Here is a 25,420-nt window from a genome sequence, read left to right on the forward strand (position 1 = left end):
AGTTTACACCGTGCTCTCCGCCGCCGTCGTTTCGTAGACGTTCTCCTCTCGCTCGTAGGGTAACAAGAGCGTCACGCTCGTACCGCCGTCCTGTCGGTCGGTAAACTCGAGGTCACCCCCGACGTTGCTGACGATCCAGCTGACGAACCAGAGTCCGAGCCCCGATCCGTGGGCCAATTGCGTCTCCTCACCCTGAAGAACTGCCCGTCGCTCCGAGACGGGAATGCCGTCACCGTCGTCCGCGACGGTGAACTCGAGACGCGACGTCACCGGGTACTCGACGACTTCGGCGGTGACTTCCACAGTCAGCGGTTCGGCTCCGTCGTTGGATCCACCGGTCGACGGTATCGCCTGATCCGGACGATCGAGTTGCGTTCGGCCGCGGTGGTGTTCGACGGCGTTGTCGACGAGTTCGTCGAGCGCGTCGACGACCGTCTTCTCGGTCGTTGGCATCCGGGAGTCGGCGGTCGGCGTCTCCGTGCGTGTCACGATCCGAACACCAGGGTACGCAGCTTTCGCTCGATCGACGACGGCTCTGACGGCGTCGGTGGCGTCTATCGTCTCGCCGCGGTCGCGTCGCTCGAGTTTTCGTTCGATGCCACGTGCCTTGTCGGCGGTCTCGAGCAGATCGTCGATCTCCTCGCGGATAGGGTCGACGTGACGGCGCTCGAGCGTCTCGTCGTACTCGCCGACGAGGTTAGCGTGCCCGCGGATGACGGTGAAGGCGTTTCGGAGGTTGTGCCGGAGAACTCGGTTCAGGACCTGGATTCGCTGTTCGCGATCGACCTGGTCGGTCACGTCGCGGGCGACGACGACGTAGCCTTCCCCGTCGTCTCTCGTCGTCATCCTGACGCTTTGCCGGAACGTGGTCCCGTCGATTCGCGTTCCTGTCAGATCCCCTCGCCAGTAGCCACGATCGTCGAGAGCCGGCATCGCCTCCTGTTCGATCGTGACGAGCGATTCGTTCGTGTACCCCTCGTCCCACATTCGACCCTCGAGTCTCGCAGGATCGCCGACGCCGTACAGCGACGCGTACGCTCCGTTGACCGAGGCGAGACGGCCATCGACGACGACGGCGATGGCGTCCATCGCAGTATCGATCGCGTGAGTGAGCCGGTTAGTTTCGCGGCGCTGACTCGCTCGATCTTCGTGGAGATGTCCGAGGGCGGTTCCGAGGGCGACACCGACGCTCGTCGTCGTCAACAGCGCGATGCCGAGTTCCCTGGATAGGGACCCATCACCGGGAACCGCGAGGACGATACTCCAGACGGATCCGACGGCGACCAACACGCCGCCGCCGACGGCACAGCCAGCGACGACGGGGGCCCGCCGTCGGTCGCGCTCGAGAACCGGCTTTCGGATGTCGTACCAGACGAGCGCACACCCGACCGCGATAGGAGTGGACAACTCGAGTACCACCGCGGGAAACCGACTGCCGACGGCGGCCACGACGAGACTGGCGACGGAAATCAGCGCGAGCCCGACGAGCGAAAGCGAGCGCTCGCGGACGCAGGTGAACGCGAACCGAGGGCGTGGCGACATCGTTGTGACGGATCATCATGTGAATACTCGACACATAAGTCAATTGGCTGTTGTGTGACACGTGACGGAAATTCGTCAATATCACGAGCACCGACACATATTCGCGAATTCGTGGGACAGTCGAGCGGACCCGATCGACCAGATGTCCCAGACCACAGATCCGACACAGACACAGAGCCGGAGCACGAGGCCTCTATGAGGATCGCAACCGTACGTGGCGGTATGGTCATCGCATACGTCGCCTTGCGTGATCGACTCCTGGTCTGTCGACGCGACGCCGCCCCCAATTGCTGGGATCTGACCGCCCGACTCGAGGGCCACAGCCTCGAGTGCGTCGCCGCCTCGTCTGGGGCACCAGAGCGAGTGTTCGTCGGTACCTTCGAGGATGGACTCTACCGCTCGACCGACGGCGGTGACTCGTGGTCGCACCTCGAGATCCCGGCCGGAAGCGACGCGATCACGTCGATCGCAATCGATCCGAACGATGCGGAGACGGTCTACGCCGGCACCGAGCCGAGTCGCGTCTACCGCTCGACCGACGGCGGCGACTCGTGGTCGCACCTCGAGGGGATCGCCGACCTCCCCTCCGAAGACGAGTGGTTCTTCCCCCCGCGACCGCACACCCATCACGTCCGGTGGCTCGCGGTGGATCCGTTCGACCCGGATCGTCTCTACGTCGGCATCGAAGCGGGCACATTCGTTCTCAGTACCGACGGCGGCGACACCTGGCACGAGCGCCCGGAGGGGTCGCGACGCGACAACCACAGTCTGACGGCTCACCCCGACCGCGAGGGACTGGTCTACAGCGCCGCCGGCGACGGCTTCGCCGTCTCGACGGACGGCGGAGAGCACTGGGAACACCCACAGGAGGGACTCGAGCACCGGTACTGCTGGAGCGTCGTCACCGATCCCGGCGATCCCGACGGGGTGATGGTCTCGAGTGCGAGCGGGGCGTCCTCGGCTCACACCGCGGAGTCCGCAGAGTCGTACGTCTACCGCCGTCGGGGCGACCAGCCGTGGGACCGGCTCGACGACCGCGGACTCCCGACCGGCGAGGGCGTCGTCCGCGCCGTCTTCGATACGACCGACGAGGACGGCGTCGTCTACGCCGTGACCAACCTCGGGCTGTTCGTTACCGACGATTTCGGCGACCGCTGGGAGCGCGTCGAAATCGAGTGGGAGGAAGAACTCGAGGCGCAGACGCCGCGTGGACTGGTCGCACTGTCGGCGTGACGCCGAAGTGTTCGAGCCCCGATATCGGCGTGATCGTGGTGTTGGGGCGCTCGAGGACGGCCTGACCGGGGCTGGTCACCCGCCGCTCACCCGTCCTCACGGGCCTGCTCGAGGAACGCGACGATGACGGCAGCGTGGACCGGGGCGACGATGGCGCTGCTCGCCGCCGCCCCAACGTGAGGGACAGCGGCGAGCAGCCACGCGCCCAGTCCGAACAGGAGGATCAGGCCGAAGATAGACCAGCCGCGTCCCGCCGTTAGTTCGAAGCTCTCCTCGAGGGCCGCGGGGAGCGAACGGCCGTCGACGACGAGTCCCGGCACGGCGAACAGCCGCACGAACAGGTAGAGGTAGATCGCGAGCCAGACGAGACCGAACAGCCCCATTCCCTGGAGCAGGTCGATCGAGCCGAGCGCTCGGTTGACCAGGTCGACACCCAACGCGAACCCGAGAAGCGAGACGAATCCCCGCAATCGAGCCTGGCCGTCCATCGAACGAGTGATCGTGAGAACGCCCGCGGCGACGACGACGAGCACGGCGACGGCGGACAGCCCGACGCCCCAGACGAGATACGGGATCTCGAGTCCGACGAGCGACTCGAGTCGAACCCCCGTCTGTGTCGCCCCCGCCGGGTAGCCGACGAACTCGATCTGGACGTCGATCCCGTCCGCGACGAGCGGTTCGCGCACGATCGCGGGAATCGGGTCCTGCAGCCGAAGCGCGTCGACGAGCGAGAGGACGACTCCGGCGACCAGGAACGGAACGACCAGCCACGGATCGGTCCGGAGTATCTCGAGTCCCCTCGAGAGCACACCGGGCGATCGAGCGCGCCCCGGACCCGCCCCGCCACTGGCGGACGAGCCGTCACCGTCGGGGGGACGGCCCGGATCGCGGACCGTCGGCGTTTCGTCGTCGTCGAACCGGTCCTCACGATCGAATCGGTCGTCGTCGGACCGGTCGTCGCGATTGGATGGCTCGTTCGCCATCTTACGATCCCTCCTCGAGCGCGAGGACGCCATCGTCGGTGGTGACGTAGACCGTGCCGTCGCCGACGACCGGCTGGGAGACGACGGTCGGGTCGTCGTAGCTCCACAGTCGTTCACCCGTTTCGGCGTCGACGGCGAGCAGTTCGCCGGTCCAGTAGTAAGAGACGTAGACGACGCCGTCGGCGACGGCGGGACTCGCTGCGTGACCGTACTCCGCCGTCCACTCGGCGTCGCCCGTCTCGAGGTCGATCGCGTGTAGCTCCTCGTCGCCGTCGGAGACGAACGCCGTCCCGTCGGCGACGGCGGCGCTTCCCCGATCGGCGTTCCCGCCGTGGTCGTAGGTCCACACCACCTCGCCGTCGTCGGCATCGAGGAACACGACGGCGTTGCTGGCTGGAACGACCACACCATCGTTCGTCGCGGTCGGCGGTAAGCTCCCGACCGTCTCGAGGTCGACGCGCCAGCGCTCCTCGCCGGTGTCGGCGTCGACGCTCGCCACCACCGAACGCGCGTTCGAGGCGAAGAGTTTGCCGTCCCGTACGGCCGGCCGGTTCGCCGGACTGGCGTATCGACCGCCCACCGCGTACTGCCACTCGAGGCGGCCGCTGTTGCCGTCGAACGCGGCGATTCGATCCGTTTCGGGGAGGGGCGCGTACACCGTTCCGTCGACGGCGACGGGTGAGGGTTCTCTCGGCTCGGCGCTGAGATAGCCACTCGGGGGCTCTCCCGGCGCGTGCCAGCGCTCGAGGCCGACAGTCCGGCCCGGCAGTTCGTAGCCGCCGGTCGCGTCGAGCCCGTAGAGCCCGGCGCGTCCCGAGAGAGCCAGCGCGTCGGATCGGTACGCACTCGTCTCGACCAGCGCCGGCGACGAGAAGAACGGTCCGTCCCGGACGAATCTGGTGGAGCCGGTCTCGCGTTCGAGGGCGGCCAGCGATCGCCGGCCGACGACGTACAGCGTGTCGCCGACGACGATCGGCGGCGCTGATCCGCGGATCGACGCGTCCGGGTCCCGCGTCCACGCCTCGCGGACCTCCGCTTGCGGGCCGGAGGCGTCGGGATCGAAGCCGGATCCCGCCGCGTCAGACCGCGCCATCGGCCACTGGCTCTCGAACCCTGTCCCGTCTGGAGTGAGCGACGGCGCGGTCGACGTCCGGCCACCGCCATCCGCAGCGAGGGCGCTCGTTGCGCCGAGCATCCCGGCGACAGAGACACTACTCGCCGCGAGCAGTCGTCGTCTGGAGGGCATCGGATTCGACCTCGGATGGACGACGTGAAAGTTTTTCCATACGTTCGGGCGTCCGGCTCGAGGCGGCTGTCAACTCACACCGATCCGTGCCATCACTCGGCTCCGAGACGGGCCGACCCGCCGGTTCGAAATCCTTTTAGGCGCTACACGGGGATAGTAGTGTAACTGAGTGATATCATGGACGTCGACATCGTCTCCGAAACGGAGAATCCCATGTTGCACAGGACGGACGTGACGTTCGAACTAAACCACGACGAAGCCACCCCCGAGCGCCTCCAGGTCCGAGACAGCCTCGCAGCGAAGCTCAACAAGGACGCCGACGAGGTCGTCATCCGGAAACTCGACACGAAGTTCGGGATGCGAAAGACCGTCGGCAAGGCCAAAGTCTACGAGACGGCCGACTTCGCCCGCGACGTCGAGCGCGACCACATGCTCGAGCGAAACAAGATCGTCGCCGACGACGGCGAGGGCGACGCCGAAGCGGAGGAGGCGTAAATGGCGCGACACGAACTCTACGGCGACGACGGGACCGTCGAGGGCGAGCAGTGTCCCCGCTGTGGCGACACCTTCCTCGCCGACCACGGCGACCGCAAACACTGCGGGAAGTGTGGCTACACCGAGTGGGAGTAACGAGCCGGTGATCCGACTCGAGCCGTGAGCGACACCAGCCGAGTACTCGGGATCGAAGGCACCGCCTGGGCGGCCAGCGCGGCCGTCTACGATTCCGACTCCGACGACGTTTTCATCGAAACCGACGCCTACCAGCCCGACAGCGGCGGCATTCACCCCCGCGAGGCCGCCGAACACATGCACGACGCGATCCCCCGCGTCGTCGGGCGAGCGCTCGAGCACGCCCGCAAGAGCGACGATGGCCCGGCCGACGACCCCCCGGTCGACGCCGTCGCCTTCTCCCGGGGCCCCGGCCTCGGTCCGTGTTTGCGCATCGTCGGCACCGCGGCGCGGGCACTCGCCCAGACGCTCGACGTTCCCCTGGTGGGCGTCAACCACATGGTCGCTCACCTCGAGATCGGCCGTCACACCGCCGACTTCGACGATCCGGTCTGTCTGAACGCCAGCGGAGCGAACGCACACCTCCTCGCCTACCGTAACGGCCGCTACCGCGTCCTCGGCGAGACGATGGACACCGGCGTCGGCAACGCGATCGACAAGTTCACCCGCCACGTCGGCTGGAGTCACCCCGGCGGACCGAAAGTCGAGGCGGCGGCCGAAGACGGCGAGTACGTCGATCTACCGTACGTCGTCAAGGGGATGGACTTCTCCTTTTCGGGGATCATGTCGGCCGCAAAGCAGGCCTACGACGGCGGCTCAGAGAACGACGTGAGCGCAGGCCCGTCGGACTCGCCCGGCGGGGGCGTTCCGGTCGAAGACGTCTGTTACTCCCTCCAGGAGAACGTCTTCGGGATGCTCACGGAGGTTTCAGAGCGGGCGCTCTCGCTGACCGGGAGCGACGAACTCGTCCTCGGCGGCGGCGTCGGACAGAACGCCCGCCTGCGCGAGATGCTCGCCGAGATGTGCGACCAGCGCGGAGCCGCGTTTCACGCGCCCGAACCCCGATTTCTCCGGGACAACGCCGGTATGATCGCCGTCCTCGGCGCGAAGATGGACGAAGTCGGCGACACACTCGCACTCGAGGACTCGCGCGTCGATCCGAACTTCCGACCCGATCAGGTCCCGGTGACGTGGCGCGAACCGGCATCCGATTCCGCTAGCTCCGACGACGGACAGCCAGCGTCCGAAACGCGCGTCCGGGGCGCGGAAGCCGTCGTCGACCTCGAGCCCGAAGCGGGCCAGGTGCGAAAGCGACGTCGAGCGAAGAGCTACCGCCACCCCCAACTCGACGAGCGCCTCCGGCGCGAGCGCACCACGCTCGAGGCGCGCCTGACGAGTCTCGCTCGCCGGGAGGGAGTTCCAACGCCGGTCCTCGCCGACGTCGACCCGCTCGAGGCACGACTCGAGTTCGAGTACGTCGGCGACGCGGACCTGCGGGACACTCTGTCCGAAGAGCGCGTTCGAGACGTCGGCCGTCACCTCGCAACACTCCACCGGGCGGGTATCGTCCACGGTGATCCGACGACGAGAAACGTGCGTACGACCGACGAGCGGACGTACCTCATCGATTTCGGTCTGGGCTATCACACCGACCACGTCGAGGACTACGCGATGGACCTACACGTCTTCGATCAGAGTCTCGTCGGGACCGCAGACGACCCCGAGCCACTGCGTGACGCGGTCCGCGAGGGGTACCGCGAAGCCGGCGACGAGGGCGTACTCGAGCGCCTGCGAGACGTCGAGGAGAGAGGCCGGTACGTCGTCGACGAACCGTAATCGCCCCGCCGAAAACGACATTGGCGATCCAACCGGTTTCCGGCCGCTTTTAAGATGGGGCGGGCCGTTCGCTTTCCCATGAAACGAATCATCGAAACGGACGAGGCGCCGGCGGCCGTCGGCGCGTACAGTCAGGCGACGACCGACGACTCGCTCCTGTTCACCGCCGGACAGATCCCCCTCACGCCCGACGGGGACCTCCTCGACGAGGAGTCCATCGAAACCCAGACCGAACAGGCACTCGACAACCTCCTGGCCGTCCTCGAGGAGGCGGGAGCGAGCGCGGGAGACGTCCTCAAAGTAACCGTCATGCTCGAGGACATCGACGACTTCGAGGCGATGAACGAGACCTACGCCGGCTACTTCGACGACGAGCCGCCGGCCCGAAGCGCGGTCGAGGTCGCCGCGCTCCCGAAAGGCGTCGACGTCGAGATCGAGGCGATCGCCTCGCTCGAGTGATCGACGACCGCGCATGTTCGAACTCCGGACCCCGTCGCGACGAGTGAGCTCGGCGCTGCTGTGGGGAGCCGTCGGCTTCATGGCGTTTCTGGTCCTCGTCCAGGGCTACGCCCTCCTCGTCTCGCCGCTCGTGACGATCGTCCAGGGAGCCGCCGTGGCGATTCTGGTCGGTCTCGTGACAGCCGGCTGTGCGTACACCGTGGAGTATCGGATCGCGACCTGGTCGGCGCGACGTGCGAGGAGTGAAACCGAGTCACACGGCAGCGACGGTAAAAGTAAGAGTTAAACGACGGACGTGGCTAGGTTCACCCGAGCCAGGATGGCCGAACGGTAAGGCGCACGCCTGGAAAGCGTGTTCCCTTTGGGATTCTGGGTTCAAATCCCAGTCCTGGCGTTTTCGCGATTTTGATACCGACGAGCGCTGCGTGGCGACGCGAGCGATTCGAGGTCCCGAAAACGCCACAAATCCCAGTCCTGGCTGCCGTGACCGGCATCGTCAGCGCGAAAAAAGTCCGTGAGCGGCCGGTCCCTACCGAGTGGGGCTCGAGAAGGCTGTTGGAACGGTGTACGGAGACCCGTTAGTCCCCGCAGACGGGTGGCGCGTCGCTCGAGGCTCCGCCGACGCGCGTTCCTCGGTAGTACACTGTAACCCTCGCGTCCCCGTTGCGGGCCTTGACCCAGAAGGTTTCGGCCGTGGCGAGATCGTTCTCGACTGTGATCGTTCCCTTCCTGCGAGTCCCGGCAACTTTGTAGGTGAACGTCAGGTCGGTATCCAACCCGTGGTGGATGTAGAACTGCGCCCTGTCGTTTTTGGGATCGGTATCCTCGGGGTTGAACGCCACGCGCCCTTTGACCTTGTCAACCGGCACGTGTTGTCCGTGTTTCTTCTTGCCTTTCTTCCCCTTCTTGCCTTTCCGCTTGCCTTTCTTCCCCTTCTTGCCTTTCCGCTTGCCCTTCTCGTCGTACTTCTTATCTCGACGCTTTCCTTTCTTGTCTTTCTTTTCGTGTTTCCGCTTGCCCTTCCCGTCGTACTTCTTGTCTCGGTGCTTTCCTTTCTTGCATTTCCGGTCTTTTTTCTCTCCAGCACTGACTGTCGTCGCACCAACGGCGGTGCCACCGACGAGTGCTCCGCTAACTGCGATACCTTTGATGGCCGCACGTCGTGAGATTCGATCGTCGTCTGTCATGGATATCCCTCCAGCACGACGGCGTCACCGTCGAACTGGCGAGTACCGACAGCTTCGTTCATCCCACGTTTTGTTATCAATGAGGTACCGATTTTAACGAAACTCCTACCGGTCGGACTGTTTCTGGGCGACGAGACAGACGGAAGCTGACAGGAACCGTTGGGCGTCGTTTCCAGAACAGTCGTTTTAGACCGCCGATTCTACCAAGTAACCAGTACAACGGTCTTTCTGGGGCAGTCTCGTGTAAATCAGTACCAGCGAAACCACGACCTATCCGTCGATTCACCGGCGCGTACGGATTGCTGTACCGATATACCGGCACAACCGCAGTACGTGTCGCAGTTGCACCGGAAATGACTGACAGCAGTCCGTATCACTGGTACAGACTCCGTCCGAGACGCCGATCGTGGCGAAGAGAAGCCGAGAAAGACTCGCTTGTCGATCGGCTAGAGGACGATTTCTTCGCGGATCGAACCGCCGCGATTGCACGTCCGGTCACGACTCCAGAGACCCGAAGAAAGTCGCGAGATATAGATAGTCGGAATCGAACGAACGGGTGTGAAACGACGACGACTCTGGCTGGGTGTCGCGTTCTGTTTCGTCGCCGGCGACGCGATGGCCCTGCAGATACGGGGTGCGTTACTCCCGAACTTCGAATCGACGTTCGGCGTCTCGGAGTCGTTACTGGGACTGGTCGCGCCAGCAGGAACCGTCGGCTTCGTCGCAGCCATCGTCCTCGTTGGACTGATCGCGGGACGGCTCGACGCGCGTCACGTCCTCCTCCTCGGATCGGCAGCGATGGCGCTGTCGCTGTTGGCGGTCGCCGTCGCACCGGTGTATACCGTGTTTCTGTTCGCCCTGCTGGTTCAGGGAGCAGCCGCCGGCGTGTTTCGGGCGATCGACCGGCCGCTGTTGAGTCATCTCTATCCCGAACGGATCGGGCGTGTGTTCGCCCTCTACGCGCTCGCGTGGGCCGTCGGTGCCGTCTCCGGCCCGGTGATCGCGAGCGCCGTGGTACTGGTCGGCGACTGGCAAGCCACGTACGTCTTGCTGGGCCTGTCGATACTCCCGATCGTCGCCGCCGTCTGGGCGCTCGAGTCGCCGTCGGAGTGGGACGAACGCCGACTCGAACGCGAGACCCTCGTTCGGCTGCTGTCGAAACCGGGAATCCCCGGAACGATGGTAGGGTTGGCGATCGTCGGCGGGATCGAAGGGACGCTGTTCACCTGGCTACCGTATTACGCGGGAACGTTTCTCGACCGGACGACCGCGAACCTGGCGCTGTCGGTCTTTCTGCTGGCGTACGTCCCCGGTCGGTACGCCTACTCGAGACTGATCGAGTCGGTGGCGTATCTGCGATTGCTGACGGTGACGACCGGGCTCGCGGTTCCAGTGTTAGCCGTCGTGGTCGGCTGGAAACACGTCGGCATGCTCGCGGCGGTTTTCTGTGCCGGCATGCTGCTGTCCGCGTTGTTTCCCGTGCTGTCGGCCTACGGCGTCGAACTCGCACCGGAGTACAGCGGACCCGTGAGCGCACTCACTACCGCGGCGACCTACGGCGGGATCGCGATCGTTCCGGCCGTCGTCGGCGTCGTCGCCGAAGCGACGAACATCGGCGTCGCGATGTGGATCCCAGCCCTGCTCACGGTCGCACTCTTCGGCGTGGTTCTCCTCACGTGGGCCCGCTCGAGCGACCGACGGGCGTAATCGTCGGCAGACACGTCTACGGTGTTCGACGCCGCGACCGCCGAGTTCAGCGCCTGCCGGTCACGTACGTCTGGTCGTGGTCCGGAAAGAGCTCCGCGACCGTATCCGGGCCGTCCTCGGCGGCAATAATCTCCCGGAGTTCGGCCTCGTAATCCGCTCGTTCGATCTCCTCGCTCGGACCCGCGATCACCTCGAGGTGGGCTTCAACGAGCCGATCGACAGCCGTTCGACCGAACCCGGACAGCGGGGCGACGTACTCGACGTCGTGGCGGTCCTCGAGGCTCTGGGCCTGTGCCCGCGAAACCGTTGGCACCCGATCGTCCCGTCTGGTTCCGTCGGCGATCACGTCGAATCCATCGCGTGCGGCCCGCTCGAGGGCGTGTTTGTGGACCAACTGGATCCCGTTTCGCGGAAATCCGTCCGCTCGGATCCGATCGACGGCGTCGTGGGCGACGTCGGGGTCGAGGTCGAGACGTTCGAACGGGAATCCGATCGTCTCGGCGCTCGAGCGGGCGTGTTTCCAGTCCTCGCTGATGCCGAACTGTGCCGTGACGAGCGTGACGTCGTAGAAATCCTCGAGGAGGAGCGCGGCGAGCGTCGAGTCCTTACCACCGCTGTAGAGGAGTCCGAGCTCCATCAGCGCCGCTTGATGTCGAAGCTCTTGGAGTCCGGTTTTAGCTCCTTCAACAGCTGTTTCATTTTGTCGTCGTCGACCTTCCCCTGGATGCGCCCGCTCCGGGCGAGGGCGAGCACCTGTTGTTCGACCTGCTCGCCGAACTGCGGTTTGCTCATCTTGACGGTGTTGAGCCGTTTGCGAGCGTCGTCGGTCAGATGCTGGCGCAACAGCGCCTGTTTTTGCGCCTCGGCCTGTTGCTGGGCAGCCTCTTGACCGGCGCTTGCCTCGCCGGAGTCGGCTTGCTCCTGTAGCTGCTCCATTTTCTTCTGTCGGAGCTCCTCGAGTCGCTCCTCGTCGGGTTCTCCGCTCATACGTACTGGATTGTTTGGCAGCGGGGAAAATGATTACGGACCACACTCACCGGTGACGACGCTTGCCGGGGAAGCGCGTCGAAAATCGAATCCGGGCGACCAGTTACGCGTAGCGCTCGAGTTCCGGCCGATCGAGTTCTTCGAGGACGGTCCCGGCGGTGTCGTCGAGGAGGCTGCGTCCCTCGGGGGTGATTCGGCGACCTTCGCCGTCGGCGGTCTCGACGAGATCTTCCTCCTCGAGTTGCTGGAGGATGGTACGAATCAGGTTACGCGAGCCGTCGACGCGCTTGTCGGGTGCGACCTGGTACCGGTTGGAGCCGCCCTTGCCGCCGCCGTACTCAGTCGAGAGTCGTTCGACGCCGACGGGACCGCGGTCGGCGACCTTGCGCAGGAGACTCGCGGCGCGGACCGCCCAGAAGTCCTCCTGTTCGGGTGGGAGTTCGCGGTCGACACCAGTCTTTACGAACTGTGCCCAGTCGGGTTCGTTGAGCCGTTCCTCGAGATCGTCGGCGACCGCCTCGATGAGGTCGTCCGCCGGAACGTCGTACATCGTAGCCATTGGCGTTTGGTTCCCTTCCGCGGCATTTAAGAGCATCGTATCGGAGCCGAAGAGCTGCCCGGTCGGAACGGGCGGCGGGACGTCGATCCAACGAACCGACGGCGGCTCGAGTCGGGGCGTCCCGGACCGTTTTTCGTCCTCGAGTCGAAACGCGGGGTATGGACGAACGCGCCGCACTGGCGCTTTTAGACCGCGAACTCGAGCCAGTCGGCGACGACGCCGCCGTCGTCGACGACCTCGTGGTGACGACGGATATGCTCCACGAGCGGACGGACTTTCCGCCGGGAACGACGCGGTATACGGCCGGCTGGCGAGCCGTCGGCGCGTCGCTGTCGGACGTCGCCGCGATGGGGGCCGAGGCGACGGCCGCCGTCGCCGCCTACGCCGCACCCGAGTTCGATCCCGAGGAGTTACTCGCGTTCGTTCGCGGCGCGAGCGACGTCTGCGAGCGCGTCGGTGCCGAGTACGTCGGCGGCGACCTGGACGGACACGAGGAGTTCACCGTCGCGACGACCGCGTTCGGTTGGACGGACGAGCCGCTTCTCCGGAGCGGGGCCCAACCGGGCGACCGCGTCTGCGTGACGGGGACACTCGGGCGAAGCGCCGCCGCGTTGACCCTGTTCGAACGCGCGGGCGAGGACGAGACGCCGGCCGAAGAAGCCGATCGGGCGCTCGAGCAAGCCAACGAGTTGTTCCGGTTCGTGCCGCGAATCGAGGCCGGCCTGGCGCTCGCCTCGCGGGCGACAGCGGCGATGGACTCGAGCGATGGGCTCGCCCGATCGCTACACCAACTCGCGGAGGCGAGCGACTGCGGGTTCGCGATCGACTCCGAGGCGATCCCGATCGACGACGCAGTCCGTGACGTGTGCTCGAAACCGGAGAGAGCCCTCGAGCGTGCGACGACGTTCGGCGAGGACTTCGAACTGGTCGCGACCGTCCCGGCCGACGCGATCGACGACGTCCGGGCGGCGACGGACGTTTCCGTCACGTCGATCGGGTCGGTCGTCGATCGGCGGGACGGGATTACGATCGACGGCGACGATCTCGAGGATCGCGGCTACACCCACGGCTGAACGACTCGAACAGTACCAAATTGGAGGGGTTCCGAACCGGCTCGAGCCCCCGTTACTCGACGATGGCGATCGGGACCGCCATGAAACAGAGGACGCCGAGTGCGAACGTGAGGATACCGAGCAGGAACCGACCGACACCGAGACTCTCGTCGTGAATCGGTTTGGCCGGCCCGACCGTGGCGAGGATGGCGGTGAACACGCCCCAGACCCCCCAGATGAGCACCGAGTTGATGCTGTGGCCGCTGACGTAGTAGAGGTACGCGGCCAGGCCGAAGAGGACGCCCGGAACGAGCGCCGCGATCGTCTCCTGATAGGAGCCGGCCATCGCCCGCAGGATGTGACCGCCGTCGAGTTGGCCGACCGGGATCAGGTTGAGGAACGTGACGAACATCCCGACCCAGCCGCCGATGACGACCGGGTTCACCGCGGTAGCCGGATCGTCGCGGTACAGCGGCTGGTCGAACGCCGCGGCGAGCATCTCGAGCAACGGCGGATAGCCGAGCTGGATCTGGATCGCGTTGGGATCTTGGACGACCGACTCCGGCGCGGTGACCGGCGGCAAGTGGAGGCCGACGACCGTGACGACGACCGTCGCGACCAGTCCCGCAAGCGGACCGGCGACGCCGATGTCGAACAGCGCTTTTCGGTCCGGCATCCGGTCGTTCATCTTGATCACGGCCCCCATCGTCCCGATGAGCGTCGGGACCGGGATGAAATACGGCAACGAGGCGTCGACGTCGTGGTAGCGACTCGTCACGTAGTGGCCCATCTCGTGGACGCCGAGCACACCGAGGATCGCAACGGAAAACGGCCACGCACGCCACATCTCCGTCGGATTGGCGAACGGATCGATATGATACCACAGCGAGCCGGCAAACAGCGTCGAGAGCACCGTCAGAAACAGGAGTATCACGTTCGTCCACGGGAGACCGCCGTCGGATTCGGACGTCGGTTTCCCGACGAGGACGAACTCGCCGTGGCGCGTCGTAAACTGGAGTTCGTAGCCCGCCTCCTGAAAGACCGACCACAGCTCGGGCGTCACCTGCTCGGGCGGAACCAGCGGGTCGCCGTAGTAGACGAGGCGGTCGTCTTCGGTGCGCGTCTCGTAGACCGTAAACACCGGTTCGATTCGCTCGAGTGGCGGCCCGTCCTCGGGCGCGTCGACTCGCGGGGACACGCGAAACTCGGACGGATCGGCATCGTCCATCACCCGTGGTTCACTCACCGCTCGTATAAAAAACGACTGCGAACGAAATCGTGGGAGCGTGCCGGATGGCGTTGGTGACGCGCCGGCACGTAGACGACCCTGCCGGGTGGCGAGCCGTCCTCGGCATGGCACAGCGAAATGACCGAAGCGTTCGGGGCGGGCAGGACAGCTACGCGTGTTCGACGCGCCACGTGGTCGCGCTCGTGTACGACCACTTCTCGATCTCGAGGTCGGTCGCGGAGTCGGAGAGTTTGACCATCAGGGCACCGATCTCTTTGGGGGACATGCCGACGTCGTCGGCGATGAACTTGCCTTTGAAGTACAGCTCCCCGTCTTCTACGCGTTCGCGCAGATAGTTCGTCAGGCGGCGTTCCTTGCTTTCCGTGGAGGGTTGGGCTGTCGTACTCATCGACATCGAACGCTTGTGGCGGGGATATGTTATAAAGGCAGGACGCTTAGCGAAATTTCGATTGGGTTCAAGAATCTGGCTGGTAACGAACTCTTTAGTCGGATTTATGAAGCAATTTATCGCCGGTTTAGAGACGTCAAGAGATTTTAAAACCAACGCTAATCTATTATCGCCGCCCAAACATTCACGGCAATAATGCACTCATCTCGCCGTGTCAGTCGCTGTATCCGACTACAACCCTCGAAAATTAACCGACTATCGTTCGTGAACCCAGAACTCGTCTTCGACCGTGACCTCCTTTTTGAACAGCGGTACCTCGTCTTTCAGCCGGTTGATTCCGTCCTCGACGGTTCGGAACGCCTCCGTGCGGTGTCCCGCGAGGACGACGACGAAGACGATATCCTCGCCGTCCTCGACGACGCCCGTCCGGTGGAACAGTTCCACAGCGAGGACGCCGTCGCGTTCCTCGAGTTCGGCCTCGAGCGACGCCATGCGCTCGTCTGCAACGCCCTCGTACTTCTCGAACTCGAGATACTGCGTCGGCGCGTCGTCTTCGTCGTCTTTCGCGCGCACACGTCCCGTGAAGGTCGCGATCGCACCGGCCAGATCTGCCGACGGCGACTGCTTGACGCGCGCGACGAGCGACTCGAGCGTCTCGTAGGGCTCGGCTTCCTCGATCGCGTCGACGACGTCGTCGTCGATATCGTGGGGAGAGGAGACCGTCGCCAACAGCGTGTCGTCGGCGGCCTCCTCACCGGCTGTGGCGTCGGGTGACGACTCAGCGTCGACGACGAGGGTTGGATACTGCAGGTTCTCGACGCCGACGACGACGGCGTACCTACACTCCGGTACCAGTCGGTCGAGTGCGTCCTCGACGGACATGCCGGTCCCGGTCGCGGTCCAGTCACCGTCGGCGCCGAGGTCGTAGGTGACGTCGCCCCCGACCGTCGCCGATTCGTGGACGTGCGTTCCGTCGGCGATCGTCGCGTCGTACCTGACGACGCCGACCCGACCGCGCTGGGCGAGTTGATCGACCACCCGGTCGACGACCTGGTCTACGGTTCCGTCGCCCCCTCGATTCCGAATGCCGAGTACGTGCATGTCCGAAATATGGGCGGGTCGGACTTTGTAGCTGTCGCTGGGATGGTGAGAATGCGACGTGGTCGTCGGTGAAACGGTCCCGGACGGTTGTGCACTCGCGTGCACCGTGTGTGCCAGCCACGCTCGCCCGCCAGTTGGCAACCCTTAAGATTGCAACCCGGTTACACCGGATTAGCATGAAAGTGGTCGTCTCTATCGGCGGAAGCGTACTCGTGCCCGAACCCGGCTCGGATCGGGTGGCCGAACACGCGGCCGTCGTCGAAAACCTCGTCGCCGACGGCTGTCGCGTCGGCGCCGTCGTCGGGGGTGGCGGCGTCGCCCGCGAGTACATCGGTGCTGCTCGCGACCTCGGCGCGAACGAGATCGAACTCGATCAGCTCGGCATCGACGTCACTCGACTCAACGCTCGTCTCCTCATCGCCGCACTCGGCGAAGAGTCTGTCACCGCGCCGGCACTCGATTACGAGGAAGCGGGTGAGGCGCTTCGCAGCGGGAACGTCTCGGTCATGGGCGGCGTCGCGCCCGCCCAGACGACCGACGCCGTCGGCGCCGCGCTCGCGGAGTACGTCGATGCGGACCTGCTCGTCTATGCGACCAGCGTCCCCGGTGTCTACAGCGACGACCCCAACGAAACCGACGAGGCGACCAAGTACGACCAGCTCAGCGCCGCCGAACTCGTCGACGTCATCGCCGGTCTCGAGATGAACGCGGGCGCGTCCGCGCCCGTCGACTTGCTTGCCGCCAAGATCATCCAGCGTTCGGGCATGCGGACGATCGTTCTCGACGGAACCGACCCCGACCGCATCTCGCGGGCGGTCCGGTACGGCGACCACGACGGAACCGACGTGATCCCGGAAGGCGTCGGCGAGGAGCCGACCTACTGGGCGGAACAGGAACGATGAGCGACGAGTCATCCGTCGGCGGAGCGAACGGGGCGAGCGACGACGCGAACCCGTACACGCTCCAGTCGGCCGACGACGAACACCACGCCTTCTGGGCCGACGCCGTCGCGGACCGCGTCGAGGCCCGCGTCGAGGATCAACTCGAGCGCGGCGTCCGCGACCCCGAGGAGCCGATCGTCGTCAAAGGCGGCATCTCGCCGTCCGGCGTTCCACACCTCGGCAACGTCAACGAGATCATGCGGGGCTACTACGTGGCACGAGTCCTGCGCGAGCGCGGCCACGAGGTCCGACAGGTGTTTACCGCCGACGACCGCGACCCGCTGCGGAAGCTGCCGCGGACGCTCTGTGACCTCGAGGGAAATCTCGTCGACCTCGGGGACGTCGACGCGGGCGCGCTCGGTCGCAACCTCGGCGCGCCGTACACCGACATTCCCGACCCGTTCGGCTGCTGTGACTCCTACGGCGACCACTTTTCAAATATCATCCAGGACAGCGCCGACGCCGTCGACGTCCCGATCGAACTCGTCTCGAACACCGACCTGTACGAACGCGGCGAGTTCGAGGACGTCACGCGGTACGTCCTCGAGAATCGATCACGGGCGCGCGAGGTTCTCTCGAGCTACCAGGACAAAGTCGACGCCGACGGCGACTACGTCCCGTTCAACCCGATCTGTGCGGAGTGTGGGAAGATCACGGAGACCGTCACGAGCGTCGATCTGGACGCCGGCGAGGCCGGAACGGTCGACTATCGCTGTACCGACATGGACGCCGGCGACCGGACGATCGACGGCTGTGGCCACGAGGGGGCGGCGACGCTGCGGGAGGGGAAACTCCCCTGGCGCTTCGAGTGGCCGGCCCAGTGGCAGATACTCGGCGTCGACTTCGAACCCTTCGGCAAGGACCACGCCGAGGGCTCGTGGCCCAGCGGGCAAGACGTCGCCCGCAACGTCCTCGGGATTGAGCCGCCCGTCCCGATGGTCTACGAGTGGTTCACCCTGGATGGCGAGCCGTTTTCTTCCTCCGAAGGGAACGTGATCCTCGTCTCGGACGTCCTCGAGTTGCTCGAGCCCGAGGTCCTGCGATACTTCTTCGCGAAAGATCCCTCGAGGGCACGCGATTTCAGCATCGAACGCCTCGACCAGTTAGTCGACGAGTTCGACCGCTTCGAAGCGATCTACTTCGGCGAACTCGAAGGGACCGAGGACGAACGCGAGTTCGCCGAGCGGGTGTATCCGCTCGTTCTCGAGGAGGACGCCGAGGTGCGCGAAGAACGCATTCGACTGCCGTACACGTTCGCCGCCGTCCTCGGGATGTTCGACGATCCGGCGCTTCGCGAGGAGGTCGCCCGCAAGGAAGGGCACATTCCCGAGAACGCACCGGAGTGGGCGGTCGACGCCGCGCTCGCCCGCGTCGAGCGTGCGCGAAACTGGGCTCGTCGGACCGGAAACGAGTTCGACTACGAACTCAAACGAAGCGAGATACCCGACCACGAGTTCGACGCGGCCACGACGGCGGCGCTTTCGGAACTGGCCGAGTTCGTCGCGACGGCGGAGACGATCGACCCCGAGGAACTACAGGGCGAGATCTACGAGACGGCGAAACGCAACGATGTCGACGTCGGCGACTTCTTCGCCGCGGGCTACCGGCTGTTCTTCGACGAGGAACAGGGGCCGAAGCTGGGTCCCTTCCTCGCGAAAGTCGACCGCGAGTTCGTCGTCGACCGACTTCGGCGCGACCGGTAAGACGGATCGGCGATCCGTCCTCACGCCAGGCCGCCAGACAAAAACCATTTGAGAACCCCTCCCCGAATACCGATAGATGGTCATCGGTTCCCTCGCGTTCGTATCGGTCCCCGAACTCTTCGGATCGGAGATGCTCACGTGGGCACTCATCGGTCTCTTAATTTACTGGTTTCTGATCATCACGATCCGCAACGCCGGCCTCATGCCGGAGTTCGTCGGCACGCAGGGACCGATCCTGACGTTTCACACCAAACGCGGCCGCGAGTTCCTTGACTGGCTGGCGACGCCAAAGCGATTCTGGCGGGCCTGGGCGAACCTCGGGATCGGCATCGCGCTGGTCGTCATGGTCGCGATGTTCGGCTTCCTCCTGCTCGCTGCGATCGCTGCGCTCGGTTCCCCCCAGCCGTCGACCGCCGTTCAACAGCCCCGAAACGTCCTCGTCATCCCCGGCGTCAACGACTTCCTCCCGCTGTCGGCGACGCCCGGCATCGTCTTCGGCCTGCTGGTCGGCCTCGTCGTTCACGAGGGCGGCCACGGCTTACTCTGTCGGGTCGAGGACATCGACATCGAGTCGATGGGCGTCGTGATGCTCGCGATTATCCCGATCGGCGCGTTCGTCGAGCCCGACCAGGAGAGCAACAAGGACGCCTCTCGAGGGGGCCAGACGCGGATGTTCGCGGCCGGCGTGACGAACAACTTCGCGATTACGATCGTCGTCTTCGCTTTGCTGTTCGGCCCGATCGCCGGAGCGATGGCCGTGGCCCCGGGTGCGGCGGTCGGCGGCGTCGAACCGGAGTCGACCGGTGCCGACGCCGGTATCGAGCCGGGCGACCGGATCACCGCCGTCGACGGGCACCCCGTCGAGGACAACGACGAGCTCGGGGAACGCCTCGAGACCGCCGGTGAGGATACGATCACGGTCGAACTCGATGGCGAACGAACGGTCGAGGTCGAGCGGTCGTTGATCGTCTCCGCGGCCGTCCAAACCGACGCGGTCGACCTCGACACCGGCGACGTGATCGTCGCCGTCGACGGAACGCAAGTGGCGACCGAGGACGAGTTCCTCGCGGCCGTCGGCGAAGACCAGACTGCGACGCTCACCGTCGTCTCCGACGGCGAGACCGACGAGCGTGAGGTGCCGATCGGTTCGCTCGCCCAGGTCGCCGAAGGCGGTCCACTCTCCCAGGGTGGTGCCTCCGGCGGCGAGCAGTTCGTCATCACGCACCTCGACGGCGAACGGACGCCGTCGGAGGAGTCGCTGAACGACCTGCTGTCGACGACCGACCCCGGCGACGAGGTCACCGTCACGGCCTACGTCGACGGCGAACGCGCCGAGTACGACATCACGCTCGGCGACCGCAGTCAGATCACCGGTGGGGGAACGGTCGGATTCCACAGCGCACCCGGCGTCTCGGGCGCGTCGGTGTCGCCGCTCGGGCTCGAGTTGTACCCCGCAGAATCGTATCTATCGGTACTCGGCGGCGACGGCGAGGACGGCTTCGGCGCGATCACGGATTCGTTCCTCGGGAAGATCGGCATCGCGGTGATGCTCCCGATCATCGGCGTCGTCGGGGCGTTGCCGTTCAACTTCGCCGGCTTCACCGGCGGCATCGAGAACTTCTACGAGGTCCAAGGGCCGCTTTCGGCACTCGGCGACGGGACGATCTTCGTGATCGCGAACCTGCTGTTCTGGACCGGTTGGATCAACGTCCAGCTCGGCTTTTTCAACTGCATTCCGGCGTTCCCGCTCGACGGCGGGCACATCCTCCGGACGAGCACTGAAGCAGTCGTCTCGCGACTCCCGTTCGAGGCGACTCGCGGAATGGTTCGCGTCGTGACGACGACCGTCGGCGTGGCGATGCTCGTGAGCTTCCTGACGATGCTGTTCGCGCCAGGGCTGCTCGCGGGCTGATACGGATGCTGTCCCTGTGTCCCGCCGCTCCCGGAGAACGGACCCTAGCGCGGCGGTACTGACGGACAGCACCGTATGCGTCGCCGACGGACCTCTCGAGTGATAGCCGAACTGCCGTGGTCGAGGCGTCCCGAGACTACTCCTCGTCGTCGACGCCGTGTCGATCGTAGAACTCCGTGGGCGTCTCCTCGAGTCGCTCGAACTCGGTGTCGAAGTAGCGCTCGTGGTGGCGAGCCACCTGTTCGACGATCCAGGCGCTGAACGTCTCGTCGAATTGCCACTCACCCTCGCGGTCGGGAATCTCGAACCGATCGTCGGTCGCGAACGTCGCGTAGACGTGGAAGAACCCGAGAATTATGTCGCCGAACTCCCGGGCCTTCGCCGCGCCCCGGTCCCGGCGCTCCTCGAGTTCCTCGCGGCCGGCGTCGGTCAGTTCGAAGTACTTCCGGTCGGGTTCGTCCTCGCGTTCGATCCGCTCTGCCCACCCTTTCTCCTCGAACTTGTAGAGGATGGGGTAGACCGATCCATACGAGGGCTCCCAGTGACCGCCGCTGATATCCGTGATCTCCTTCAAGATCTCGTAGCCGTACCGCGGCCTCTCCTCGAGCAACTCGAGGACGAGATAGGCGATCAGCCCCTTCGGCGGCCCACTTTTCCGCATGTGTGGCGTGATTTAAACGGACGTACGTAAAGGGTTTCGGTCACTCCGGACGATTTTGGTTGGAAGTGGTACGGAGAGGGCGTCGACGTGGTGAGTGGAGTCACTTCCCGTTGTCCCGGTCACACACCGTTTGTCGTCTCGCCACCGCCGTCGAACGAATCGACCAGTACGTCGGCTTCTCGACTGCACTTCCATCGAATGTCGGACCGAAGTAATCACCACCACCTTTTATTATGGGTGTTATGATTGGATAGAAAATATTACATCCCTAATCTGATTTCTCGAGGTATGAATATCTGACAGAGATTAGTATTGGCAATAGCTCTCTCAGTATTGCCCGTTACGTCGCTTGCGGCCCCCGGTCTCGGGACCTCGTCTGGCTCCCCCGAACCGGCTGACAGCGCCGCATCCGTCGCTGACGTTCAGCCGGAATCGCCCCTCGAGACCGTCGACCGGGAGACCGAACCAGAACTCGAGGCCGTCGCGGCCCAACCCATCGAGGTGAACGGGACGGTCCACGTCAGGATCGACGCGGCAGTACTGGCACTCAACGCCGCGGCGTTCGACGACAGACGACAGCAAACGGTTTCGAAACGATTCGAGTCGGCTCGTAACGTATGTTGCATTGGTGTGGGGCTCGACGACAGGCGATCGACGCGCTGGACCTCCGTCCCCCAACGGCCGGATAGCTTCGGTAGATCCGCCGATCACCGACGAGTACCAGCGATACCGACTACCGGCGAATGCAGCGGTAACTGGATCGTCGTCGAACGTGGGTCACAGTGACCCGTCTCGGCGGTCGACGCCCCCGAAAACTAGTCCGAAATCTCACTGGCGTGGGTGGCCCACCGAATCCGGGCGTCGTTCTCTCGGCATGATCACGGACCACTCGAGGCTCCGACGATCGATACCGAGAACTGCGCCGCTTGCGGTTGGGGCACGCATACCAGTGGCCGAAAGCGTAACGCCACGCGGAAACAGTCGATCGCGGAGAGACTGCCTCCGTCGAGACGTCCACAGCCGGCCGGCCGACCGATCGCCTCGACCGCTTACACGAATGCGATCGGCCTCGAGCCGCTGTTCAATGCAACAACATCTTTCTGGGAGCGCAGAATAATTATTGCGGTTCTCGGATCGTTCGGAGAGGCTCCTCATCGGCCGGGATACACGTACACCTCGTCGGCCAGGATACACGTACCGGGTCGACGTCGCGAGGTTCCACAGACAGTTGTTCCGTCGGATCCTACGAGGCGTATGGAGATCGGAATCATCGGTGCCGGGGCGGCGAGTGCCGCGGCGACGTATGCCATCGACCAACACGCGCCAGATGCCCAGTGTACGGTACTCGAGAAATCCGGCGGCGTCTGCGGGCGGGCGGCGACGCGGCGTCGCGACGGTCGGTACTACGATTACGGGGCGAACTACCTGAAAGACGACGACGAGCGAGTGGTCTCGCTCGTCACCGAAGAGCTCGAGACGGACGGACTCGCCGAGATCGACGAGCCGATACACGTCTTCGACGAGGACGGCACCGTCGCGGAAGGGAGGTCGAGCACCGAACGAAAGTGGACGTACCGAACGGGTATCACGCAGATCGCAAAGCGGCTGTTCGAGGCGACGGACGCGACGGTCAATCGTCGAACCGAGGTTGCGGGAATCAGTCGCGACGGTAACCGGTGGCGGCTGACCGACGCCGACGGCGGGCGATGGGGGCCGTACGACGAACTCCTCTGTAATCCGCCGGCTCCGCAGACGGCCCAACTGTTGTGCGACGCCGACTGGGACGGCGACGCTCGAGACGCGCTCGTCGCAGCCGCCGAGTCGGTCGAGTATCGGACTATCTGGACCGCCGTCCTCGGCTACGAGTTCGAACTCGAGGTGCCCTACTACGCGCTCGTCAACACCGACAAGCGCCACGAGATCGGCTGGATCGCCCGCGAGGAGTGCAAACCTGGACACGTCCCCGACGGCGAGTCGGTCCTGATCGTGCAGGCGAACGACCACTGGTCGGTCGACCGCTACGACGAGGATCCGGCCGGGAACGTCGCGAAACTCGCACGGCTCACCGCCGACGTCGTCGGCGACGACCGCCTCGAGGAGCCGGCCTGGACCGACCACCAGGGGTGGCGATACGCACAGCCGGACGGCGGCGTCGACCGCGGCGCACTCGAGGCGGCCGAGCGTGCGGGGCTGTACTGTCTGGGCGATTGGGTCGCCGGCGAGGGCCGACTCCACGCCGCGCTCCGAAACGGCCTCGAGACCGGCGAGCGGCTCGCTCGCTCGAGTTCCGGACGCAGTTGACGAGGGTTGGACGGACCGGGCCAACGACGTATCCGCTGGTCAAGTCAGTCGTCGCCGCGGGCCGCTTCGAACATCTCGATGGCCGCCTCCCGGCGCTCGGCGTGGTCGACGATCGGGGCCGGGTACTCCGGCGCGACCTCGGCTCGCTCCTCCGAATCCAGGTTGGGCCAGTCGTGGATCGCGTCGGGTGGCGCGTCCTCGAGTTCCGGAACGTGTTCTCGGATGTACTCGGCGTCGGGGTCGTAGCGCTCGCCCTGGGTCATCGGGTTGAACACCCGAAAGTACGGCTGGGCGTCGGTTCCGGTACCGGCAGCCCACTGCCAGCCGCCCACGTCGTTTGCGGTGTCGTGGTCAGCGAGTTTCTCGCGGAACCAGGCGTACCCCTCGCGCCAGTCGAGCAGCAGGTCTTTCGTCAGGAAAGAAGCGACGAGCATCCGCACGCGGTTGTGGACGATCGCCTCGGATCGAAGCTGGCGCATGCCGGCGTCGACGATCGGATACCCCGTTTCGCCGTCTTTCCACGCCTGCAGCGCGTCGGGGTCGGTTCGCCACTCGATCGGGTGCTCGTACGACCGGTAGTTCTCGGTGACGGTCTCGGGGTTCGCCGTGAGGACGTGTGCGTAAAACTCCCGCCAGGCGAGCTGTGAGGCGAACTCCTCGCAGGAGTCGGCGGCCGCTTCGTCCGGGGCATCGGCCGCCGCGCGCTCGAGGGCCTCGTACACCGCCCGGATGCCGATGGTCCCAAATTTGAGATGTGCCGACAGTCCGGAGGTCGCGTCGGCCGCGGGCTCGTCCCGCTGGTCCGCGTACCGATAGATGGGGCCGTCACAGAACGTCTCGAGCCGGCGGTGGGCGGCACCCATTCCGCCGTCGGGGACGGCCGCTTCGGGGTCGGCGAAGCCGAGATCGGCGAGCGACGGGAGGGAATCCCCCGAGACGTCCGCTAGCTGATCACCGTTCGGTTCCGGGTAGGCGGTCTCTTTCTCGCGGTCGCGCCACTTGCGCCAGAAGTACGAGTAGACGGCGTACGTCTCGCCGTCCTGGGTGGTGATCGAGCCGGGTTCGAAGAGAAGCGCGTCGTCGTACGACTCGGCCTCGAGTCCGGCGTCGGTAAGTGCTACTCGAACCGCGTCGTCTCGCTTGCGCGCGAGCCCGGAGTAGTCCCGGTTCCATACCACGCGGTCCGCGTCGTGTTCGCGGGCGATCCGTGGCAGTTCGTCCCGTGGGTCGCCGGTGGCGATCAGGAGGTCGCCGCCGCGTTCGCGATACCACGCTCGGAGCTCCGAGAGCGACTCGAGCATGAACGTAACCCTGGGCGGCGAGGCGAACTCGAGTATCTCGGGGTCGAAGACGAAGACGGGCAGGACGGGTTCCGTCGACGCCGCGGCCTCGAGCGACCGGTTGTCGGTGGCCCGGAGGTCCCGACGGTGCCAGTGGACGATCATCGAAGTGTGACGTCGTCGCGGGTGGTGCTCGTCGTCGCGATTTTGTGGGTTAGGTAGGGCCGAAATCCGAACCTGTCCAGGCGAATTGGTGGGCGCATGGCGGGCGTTTGCCCGCTCGAGTGTTAGTGGTTTACCCTACATGGACATCGTTGGTCGCGAGATCAGCGCCTCGACGTCGGCTATGCGTTGCACTCGTGCGGGCGATTCACTCGAGGGCGTCGTCCACCGCGCTCGTCCGAACGCTGGAGCCGTTCGAATCGGGGAGAATCTCACGATTTCGGACCGTTCGTACGTGGTTTGGCGGCGCCCTTAATCCCACGTCGCACCTAACTTGGACGTGAGAGGGTGCCACAGAAAACTTGACACGGTCAGTGTTAACAAGCAACTCTACTAACTTCTACAGTAAATCTGAGGTGAG

Annotated in this window: 25 protein-coding genes and 1 tRNA gene; 13 read left to right on the forward strand and 13 right to left on the reverse strand. The window is 65.2% G+C overall.

Going from position 1 to position 25,420, the window contains the following annotated elements; genetic code table 11:
• Window positions 1–3: 3 nt before the first annotated feature.
• Window positions 4–1,542 (reverse strand): sensor histidine kinase, encoded by a 1,539-nt coding sequence (locus tag FYC77_RS09100; RefSeq protein ID WP_149081184.1) that lies wholly within the window; start codon window positions 1,540–1,542, stop codon window positions 4–6.
• A 222-nt stretch (window positions 1,543–1,764) separates the two neighbouring features.
• Between FYC77_RS09100 and FYC77_RS09105 the strand changes: the two genes are divergently transcribed.
• The gene (locus FYC77_RS09105; RefSeq protein WP_149081185.1) at window positions 1,765–2,775 is read left to right on the forward strand and encodes a WD40/YVTN/BNR-like repeat-containing protein; all 1,011 of its coding nucleotides are present in this window, start codon (window positions 1,765–1,767) and stop codon (window positions 2,773–2,775) included.
• A gap of 86 nt (window positions 2,776–2,861) precedes the next feature.
• Here the strand turns inward: FYC77_RS09105 and FYC77_RS09110 are convergent, their stop codons facing one another.
• Window positions 2,862–3,758: a hypothetical protein gene (locus FYC77_RS09110; RefSeq protein ID WP_238386867.1), complete on the reverse strand. Its 897-nt coding sequence runs from the start codon at window positions 3,756–3,758 to the stop codon at window positions 2,862–2,864.
• A 1-nt stretch (window position 3,759) separates the two neighbouring features.
• Window positions 3,760–5,004, reverse strand: a complete 1,245-nt coding sequence (locus FYC77_RS09115; RefSeq protein ID WP_149081186.1) for a PQQ-binding-like beta-propeller repeat protein — start codon at window positions 5,002–5,004, stop codon at window positions 3,760–3,762.
• Window positions 5,005–5,181: 177 nt separating this feature from the next.
• Between FYC77_RS09115 and FYC77_RS09120 the strand changes: the two genes are divergently transcribed.
• The 6 genes from FYC77_RS09120 (at window position 5,182) to FYC77_RS09145 (ending at window position 8,203) form a co-directional block, all read left to right on the forward strand.
• Window positions 5,182–5,499, forward strand: a complete 318-nt coding sequence (locus tag FYC77_RS09120) for a 30S ribosomal protein S24e (protein WP_149081187.1) — start codon at window positions 5,182–5,184, stop codon at window positions 5,497–5,499.
• Complete coding sequence (locus tag FYC77_RS09125) at window positions 5,500–5,634, forward strand: 30S ribosomal protein S27ae (protein WP_149081188.1); 135 nt, start codon at window positions 5,500–5,502, stop codon at window positions 5,632–5,634.
• Window positions 5,635–5,658: 24 nt separating this feature from the next.
• Complete coding sequence (locus FYC77_RS09130) at window positions 5,659–7,350, forward strand: bifunctional N(6)-L-threonylcarbamoyladenine synthase/serine/threonine protein kinase (protein ID WP_149081189.1); 1,692 nt, start codon at window positions 5,659–5,661, stop codon at window positions 7,348–7,350.
• Between the two features lie 78 nt (window positions 7,351–7,428).
• On the forward strand, window positions 7,429–7,809 hold the full coding sequence (locus FYC77_RS09135; RefSeq protein WP_149081190.1) for a Rid family detoxifying hydrolase: 381 nt from the start codon (window positions 7,429–7,431) through the stop codon (window positions 7,807–7,809).
• A 13-nt stretch (window positions 7,810–7,822) separates the two neighbouring features.
• Entirely contained in the window at window positions 7,823–8,095 is a 273-nt protein-coding gene (locus FYC77_RS09140; protein ID WP_149081191.1) for a hypothetical protein, read from the forward strand.
• Between the two features lie 27 nt (window positions 8,096–8,122).
• Window positions 8,123–8,203 (forward strand) — tRNA-Ser (locus FYC77_RS09145).
• Window positions 8,204–8,387: 184 nt separating this feature from the next.
• Here the strand turns inward: FYC77_RS09145 and FYC77_RS09150 are convergent.
• On the reverse strand, window positions 8,388–8,996 hold the full coding sequence (locus FYC77_RS09150) for a hypothetical protein (RefSeq protein ID WP_149081192.1): 609 nt from the start codon (window positions 8,994–8,996) through the stop codon (window positions 8,388–8,390).
• A 558-nt stretch (window positions 8,997–9,554) separates the two neighbouring features.
• Here FYC77_RS09150 and FYC77_RS09155 point away from each other — a divergent pair.
• Window positions 9,555–10,703 carry an MFS transporter gene (locus tag FYC77_RS09155; RefSeq protein ID WP_202911800.1) on the forward strand — a complete coding sequence of 383 codons (1,149 nt, stop codon included), beginning with the start codon at window positions 9,555–9,557 and terminating at the stop codon, window positions 10,701–10,703.
• 46 nt (window positions 10,704–10,749) lie between these two features.
• Here the strand turns inward: FYC77_RS09155 and FYC77_RS09160 are convergent, their stop codons facing one another.
• From FYC77_RS09160 to FYC77_RS09170, 3 genes are all read right to left on the reverse strand, one after another.
• Complete coding sequence (locus FYC77_RS09160; RefSeq protein ID WP_149081193.1) at window positions 10,750–11,340, reverse strand: DUF7411 family protein; 591 nt, start codon at window positions 11,338–11,340, stop codon at window positions 10,750–10,752.
• A complete protein-coding gene (locus FYC77_RS09165) occupies window positions 11,340–11,690 on the reverse strand; it encodes a DNA-binding protein (RefSeq protein ID WP_149081194.1) in 351 nt (116 codons plus the stop codon). Before FYC77_RS09165 ends, FYC77_RS09160 begins: the two co-directional genes overlap by 1 nt.
• Before the next feature lie 103 nt (window positions 11,691–11,793).
• Window positions 11,794–12,249 (reverse strand): 30S ribosomal protein S19e, encoded by a 456-nt coding sequence (locus tag FYC77_RS09170; RefSeq protein ID WP_149081195.1) that lies wholly within the window; start codon window positions 12,247–12,249, stop codon window positions 11,794–11,796.
• A gap of 158 nt (window positions 12,250–12,407) precedes the next feature.
• Here FYC77_RS09170 and thiL point away from each other — a divergent pair, with 158 nt between their 5' ends.
• Complete coding sequence (gene thiL / locus FYC77_RS09175; RefSeq protein ID WP_149081196.1) at window positions 12,408–13,322, forward strand: thiamine-phosphate kinase; 915 nt, start codon at window positions 12,408–12,410, stop codon at window positions 13,320–13,322.
• 52 nt (window positions 13,323–13,374) lie between these two features.
• Here thiL and FYC77_RS09180 read toward each other — a convergent pair whose 3' ends face one another.
• The 3 genes from FYC77_RS09180 to FYC77_RS09190 form a co-directional block, all read right to left on the reverse strand.
• Window positions 13,375–14,529 (reverse strand): site-2 protease family protein, encoded by a 1,155-nt coding sequence (locus tag FYC77_RS09180; protein ID WP_149081217.1) that lies wholly within the window; start codon window positions 14,527–14,529, stop codon window positions 13,375–13,377.
• Window positions 14,530–14,698: 169 nt separating this feature from the next.
• Window positions 14,699–14,944: a DUF7123 family protein gene (locus tag FYC77_RS09185; protein ID WP_149081197.1), complete on the reverse strand. Its 246-nt coding sequence runs from the start codon at window positions 14,942–14,944 to the stop codon at window positions 14,699–14,701.
• A gap of 249 nt (window positions 14,945–15,193) precedes the next feature.
• Window positions 15,194–16,039 carry a molybdopterin synthase gene (locus FYC77_RS09190; protein WP_149081198.1) on the reverse strand — a complete coding sequence of 282 codons (846 nt, stop codon included), beginning with the start codon at window positions 16,037–16,039 and terminating at the stop codon, window positions 15,194–15,196.
• 176 nt (window positions 16,040–16,215) lie between these two features.
• Here FYC77_RS09190 and pyrH point away from each other — a divergent pair, with 176 nt between their 5' ends.
• The 3 genes from pyrH to FYC77_RS09205 all read left to right on the forward strand — a co-directional run bounded on the left by pyrH (window position 16,216) and on the right by FYC77_RS09205 (window position 20,595).
• The gene (gene pyrH / locus FYC77_RS09195; protein WP_149081199.1) at window positions 16,216–16,941 is read left to right on the forward strand and encodes a UMP kinase; all 726 of its coding nucleotides are present in this window, start codon (window positions 16,216–16,218) and stop codon (window positions 16,939–16,941) included.
• Window positions 16,938–18,683, forward strand: a complete 1,746-nt coding sequence (lysS, locus tag FYC77_RS09200; protein ID WP_149081200.1) for a lysine--tRNA ligase — start codon at window positions 16,938–16,940, stop codon at window positions 18,681–18,683. Before pyrH ends, lysS begins: the two co-directional genes overlap by 4 nt.
• Window positions 18,684–18,759: 76 nt before the next feature.
• Window positions 18,760–20,595 carry a site-2 protease family protein gene (locus FYC77_RS09205; protein WP_149081201.1) on the forward strand — a complete coding sequence of 612 codons (1,836 nt, stop codon included), beginning with the start codon at window positions 18,760–18,762 and terminating at the stop codon, window positions 20,593–20,595.
• Window positions 20,596–20,731: 136 nt separating this feature from the next.
• Here the strand turns inward: FYC77_RS09205 and FYC77_RS09210 are convergent, their stop codons facing one another.
• The gene (locus tag FYC77_RS09210; RefSeq protein WP_149081202.1) at window positions 20,732–21,256 is read right to left on the reverse strand and encodes a PadR family transcriptional regulator; all 525 of its coding nucleotides are present in this window, start codon (window positions 21,254–21,256) and stop codon (window positions 20,732–20,734) included.
• 327 nt (window positions 21,257–21,583) lie between these two features.
• Window positions 21,584–21,775 (reverse strand): hypothetical protein, encoded by a 192-nt coding sequence (locus FYC77_RS09215; protein ID WP_149081203.1) that lies wholly within the window; start codon window positions 21,773–21,775, stop codon window positions 21,584–21,586.
• Window positions 21,776–22,510: 735 nt separating this feature from the next.
• Here FYC77_RS09215 and FYC77_RS09220 point away from each other — a divergent pair.
• Window positions 22,511–23,557 carry an NAD(P)/FAD-dependent oxidoreductase gene (locus FYC77_RS09220; protein ID WP_149081204.1) on the forward strand — a complete coding sequence of 349 codons (1,047 nt, stop codon included), beginning with the start codon at window positions 22,511–22,513 and terminating at the stop codon, window positions 23,555–23,557.
• A gap of 44 nt (window positions 23,558–23,601) precedes the next feature.
• Here FYC77_RS09220 and FYC77_RS09225 read toward each other — a convergent pair whose 3' ends face one another.
• The gene (locus tag FYC77_RS09225; RefSeq protein ID WP_149081205.1) at window positions 23,602–25,002 is read right to left on the reverse strand and encodes a cryptochrome/photolyase family protein; all 1,401 of its coding nucleotides are present in this window, start codon (window positions 25,000–25,002) and stop codon (window positions 23,602–23,604) included.
• Window positions 25,003–25,420 lie beyond the last annotated feature (418 nt).

Origin of the sequence: Natrialba swarupiae (assembly GCF_008245225.1) — an archaeon.
GTDB lineage: Archaea > Halobacteriota > Halobacteria > Halobacteriales > Natrialbaceae > Natrarchaeobius > Natrarchaeobius swarupiae.